General features: G+C 68.8%; 1 pseudogene. It reads left to right on the plus strand.

Going from position 1 to position 500, the window contains the following annotated elements:
- Positions 1-491: pseudogene (locus RM812_RS42165) on the plus strand (helix-turn-helix domain-containing protein); the annotation flags it as partial.
- Positions 492-500: the final 9 nt, after the last annotated feature.

Genomic DNA, 500 nt, shown 5'->3' on the forward strand with positions numbered 1-500 from the left:
TCACTGCCGAGGCTGAGCGAAAGGCAGTTCGCTCAGCTGGAGGCGGAGCTGGCCAAGGGGCCGGCCGCGCATGGCTGGGAAGACCAGCGCTGGACCTTGAGTCGGGTGAAGACGGTGATCGGCCGGCGCTTCCACCTGACCTACACGATCCAGGGCGTACGCAAACTCCTGGTCCGTAATGGCTGGTCCTGTCAGGTCCCGGCCCGACGAGCGGTGGAGCGGGACGACGAGGCGGTGGCCGGGTGGGTCAAGGAGGTGTGGCCGTGCGCGGAAGACTCGCGGCGGCCCGTGGAGCCTGGCTCGTCTTCGAGGACGAGGCCGGTTTCTCCATGACGCCGCCGCACGCAAAAACTTGGTCTCAGCGCGGCCGGACCCCGGTGGTGCGGGTCCGCGGCCGATCCCGCAGACGGATATCCATCGCCGCACTGACCTGCTACAAACCCGGCCATCGGTCGAGGCTGATCTACCGGCCGCGGCGGGACGACGGCCGGTAGATCAGC

The sequence above is a fragment of the Streptomyces lancefieldiae genome (assembly GCF_031845825.1).
Taxonomy (GTDB): Bacteria; Actinomycetota; Actinomycetes; order Streptomycetales; family Streptomycetaceae; genus Streptomyces; species Streptomyces lancefieldiae.